The following is a 3,620-nucleotide window of genomic DNA, read 5'->3' on the forward strand; positions in this document are numbered from 1 at the left end:
TCCACTTCTGATGCTGCTGTAAGTGGCGTCTGCAAGGACGCCATCGCTGGCAAGCCAGCTCCCACAGGGTTTTGTGTCGCGCACAATTATTGTGTTCACCCATAAACCTGTGGGAGCTTCTTGGTGAAGCTCCACTTCTGATGCTGCTGTAAGTGGCGTCTGCAAGGACGCCATCGCTGGCAAGCCAGCTCCCACAGGGTTTTGTGTCGCGCACAACTATTGTGTTCACCCAGAAACCTGTGGGAGCTGGCCTGCCAGCGATTGCAGCGCCACTCATATCAGGCTGGAACCAGCGCCTCGCCAATCCCGAGAAACCGGCACAGCTCTTCCCTCTTGGCCAGCGCATCGCGCCGCCCCAGATCGATCAACTCGCTGCAATACCCCGACTCGAACAACAGATAACTCAACACCCCTGCCCCACTGGTCTTGGTCGCCCCCGGCCCACGCAAGAACAAGCGCAACGCCGCCGGCAACTCCTGCCGATGTCGCGCCGCGATCTCATCGATCGGCTGACTCGGCGAAATCACCAGCACCTCCACCGGCGCCACACCCAGCTCACGCGTCGGCGTGCCCGCAGGCATTAGATGGCTGAACTGATTCAAGCGCTGCAGCAACTCGATATCACTTTCGAGGCTGTCAATGAACGTGCTGTTGAGCATGTGCCCACCGATCTGCGCCAGCGTCGGCTGCTGACCGGTGTAAGAGCGCTCCAGCGGCTGCTGAGGATCTACGCCGCGCGGATTGCCGCTGACCCCCACCACCAACACTCGACTGGCGCCAAGGTGCAATGCCGGGCTGATCGGCGCTGACTGGCGCACCGCACCGTCACCAAAATATTCCTCGCCGATTTTCACCGGGGCGAACAACAACGGAATCGCCGAACTCGCCAGCAGATGCTCCACCGACAATTGCGTCGGCACACCGATACGTCGGTGCCGCAACCACGCATCGATGGTGCCGCCACCCTGATAGAACGTCACCGCTTGTCCCGACTCATAGCCGAACGCGGTCACCGCCACCGCATGCAATTGCTTGCGCGCAATCGACTCGGCAATGCCGGGCATGTGCAGTTTTTCGTTGAGCAGATCGCGCAGCGGCGAACTGTTGAGCAAAGCCACCGGCATATGCCGGCCCATACCCAGCAGACTGTGGCTGACAAAACGGCTGGCCTGACGGATTACCCCGGGCCAGTCGCTGCGCAGCACGCGGTGGCTGCGAAAGCCTTGCCAGAACAGTGTCAGACGCTCGTTGGCGGCGCGAAAATCGGTCGCGCCGCTGGCCAGACTGACCGCGTTGATCGCCCCGGCCGAGGTGCCGACAATCACCGGAAACGGATTGTCCGCGCCCAATGGCAGCAATTCGGCAATCGCCGCCAGCACTCCCACCTGATACGCCGCCCGAGCCCCGCCGCCGGAAAGAATCAAACCTGTGACCGGTTCAGCTGGGCTCATCGCAACACTCCATGGTGCTTAAAGGGACGCGGCAATCACCCGCGTTTGGCGTACAACTTGGGCTCGCCCGGCGGACGGCTCTTGAACCGCCGATGCGCCCACAGGTATTGCTCCGGACAGGCACGCAGGGCACTTTCTACCCATTGGTTGATGCGGATGCAATCCGCCTCTTCGGTTTCGCCGGGGAAACCTTCCAGCGGCGGGTGAATCGTCAATCGATAACCGCTGCCGTCGGCCAGACGCTCTTGAGTGAACGGCACCACCAGCGCTTTGCCCAGGCGGGCGAACTTGGTAGTCGCGGTGACTGTCGCCGCCTGAATCCCGAACAGCGGCACGAAAATACTTTGCTTGGCGCCGTAGTCCTGATCCGGCGCATACCAGATCGCCCGGCCCGAACGCAGCAGCTTGAGCATGCCGCGCACGTCGTCACGTTCCACCGCCAGTGAATCGAGATTGTGCCGCTCGCGGCCACGCCGCTGAACGAAGTCGAACAACGGGTTTTTGTGCTCGCGGTACATACCGTCGATGGTGTGCTGCTGACCGAGCAACGCCGCGCCGATTTCCAGCGTGGTGAAATGCGCCGCCATCAGGATCACGCCCTTGCCTTCGCGCTGGGCTTTCTGCAAATGCTCCAGACCTTCGACGTGGGCCAGTTTTGCCAGGCGCTCACGCGACCACCACCAGCTCATCGCCATCTCAAAAAATGCGATGCCGGTCGAGGCAAAGTTTTCCTTGAGCAGCCGTTTACGCTCGGCGGCGGATTTCTCCGGGAAGCACAATTCGAGATTGCGTTTGGCAATGCGCCGCCGGTCGCCAGCTACGCGATACATCAATGCACCCAAAAATCGACCGATGGTCAGCAAAACCGAATACGGCAGCTGCACGATCAGCCACAAAAGCCCCAGACCGCACCAGAGCGGCCAGAAGCGTGGAGAAAGAAATGCTCTTCGAAAACGCGGGCGATCCATTAAAGCTTCCGTAAATACAGTGGCCGCGCATTCTACATCGTTCGAGCCGGCTTGCGGCTGGCGGGCGTTCTCGTTATAAGTCTCGGCACTTTTAGTGACAAGCCGTTGTATGCCGACATGAGCCAAACCGACCCGCTAGACCAAGATCCCGTGTTCCAGTTGAAGGGCAGCATGCTGGCCATTACGGTGCTGGAGCTGGCCCGTAACGACCTCGACAGCCTCGATCGGCAGTTGGCCGCCAAAGTCGCCCAGGCGCCGAACTTTTTCAGCAACGCGCCGCTGGTTCTGGCGCTGGACAAACTGCCGCCAGGCGAAGGCGCGGTTGACCTGCCGGGGCTGATGCGTGTGTGCCGCCAGCATGGCCTGCGCACCCTGGCGATCCGCGCCAGCCGCATCGAAGACATCGCCGCCGCCATCGCCATCGACATCCCGGTGTTGCCACCTTCCGGTGCCCGCGAGCGGCCGCTGGAAATGCCTGAACCCGTCGTCGTGAAAAAACCGGAAAAGCCGCCTGAGCCGACCATCAAACCGACGCGTGTAATCACCACGCCAGTACGTGGTGGCCAACAGATATATGCCCAGGGTGGCGATCTGGTGGTGGTGTCCTCCGTCAGTCCGGGGGCGGAACTTCTCGCCGATGGCAACATCCATGTATACGGCCCGATGCGTGGCCGTGCGTTGGCCGGCGTCAAGGGTGACACCAAGGCACGGATTTTCTGTCAGCAATTGAGCGCTGAACTAATCTCCATCGCCGGGCATTACAAGGTTTCCGAAGATTTGCGCCGCGATCCACTGTGGGGCTCCGGTGTACAGGTCAGCCTGTCGGCCGACGTGTTGAACATCATTCGGCTTTAACGGATACTGCCGCATTTTCCAAGCATCTCTAAAACGTAGCGAAAACGGCTCAAACGAAGTAGGAAAAAGGATCAGGGAGTGTTTGCCCCCGGCAAGCGCCTCCTCAAGCCGAATTCCAGCCAAGGCTGTCCGACTGCAGTAGTTTTCAAGAGATGTTTTTCAGGGGCTAAAAAGTCCTTCTTCCTTAGGGGTGAAACACCTTGGCCAAGATTCTCGTGGTTACATCCGGCAAGGGTGGTGTGGGAAAGACCACCACCATCGCCGCTATCGGAACCGGCCTCGCTCTGCGCGGCCACAAAACTGTAATCGACGACTTCGACGTCGGCTTGCGTAACCAAGACCAGAT

General features: G+C 60.3%; 4 protein-coding genes. 2 read left to right on the top strand and 2 right to left on the bottom strand.

Going from position 1 to position 3,620, the window contains the following annotated elements; genetic code table 11:
- Nucleotides 1–278 precede the first annotated feature (278 nt).
- The gene (locus ACIOZM_RS30620; protein WP_401221184.1) at nucleotides 279–1,451 is read right to left on the bottom strand and encodes a patatin-like phospholipase family protein; all 1,173 of its coding nucleotides are present in this window, start codon (nucleotides 1,449–1,451) and stop codon (nucleotides 279–281) included.
- 35 nt (nucleotides 1,452–1,486) lie between these two features.
- Nucleotides 1,487–2,419, bottom strand: coding sequence for a lipid A biosynthesis lauroyl acyltransferase (locus ACIOZM_RS30625; RefSeq protein ID WP_401221187.1), 933 nt, complete (start codon nucleotides 2,417–2,419; stop codon nucleotides 1,487–1,489).
- Nucleotides 2,420–2,536: 117 nt separating this feature from the next.
- On the opposite strand from ACIOZM_RS30625, the gene minC reads away from it, so the two are divergent.
- Nucleotides 2,537–3,274 carry a septum site-determining protein MinC gene (minC, locus tag ACIOZM_RS30630; RefSeq protein ID WP_401221190.1) on the top strand — a complete coding sequence of 246 codons (738 nt, stop codon included), beginning with the start codon at nucleotides 2,537–2,539 and terminating at the stop codon, nucleotides 3,272–3,274.
- Nucleotides 3,275–3,474: 200 nt separating this feature from the next.
- Nucleotides 3,475–3,620, top strand: a 146-nt coding sequence (locus ACIOZM_RS30635) for a P-loop NTPase (RefSeq protein ID WP_401221193.1), incomplete at its 3' end; no start/stop codon positions are given.

Origin of the sequence: Pseudomonas sp. NPDC087346, from assembly GCF_044744235.1 — a bacterium.
GTDB lineage: Bacteria > Pseudomonadota > Gammaproteobacteria > Pseudomonadales > Pseudomonadaceae > Aquipseudomonas.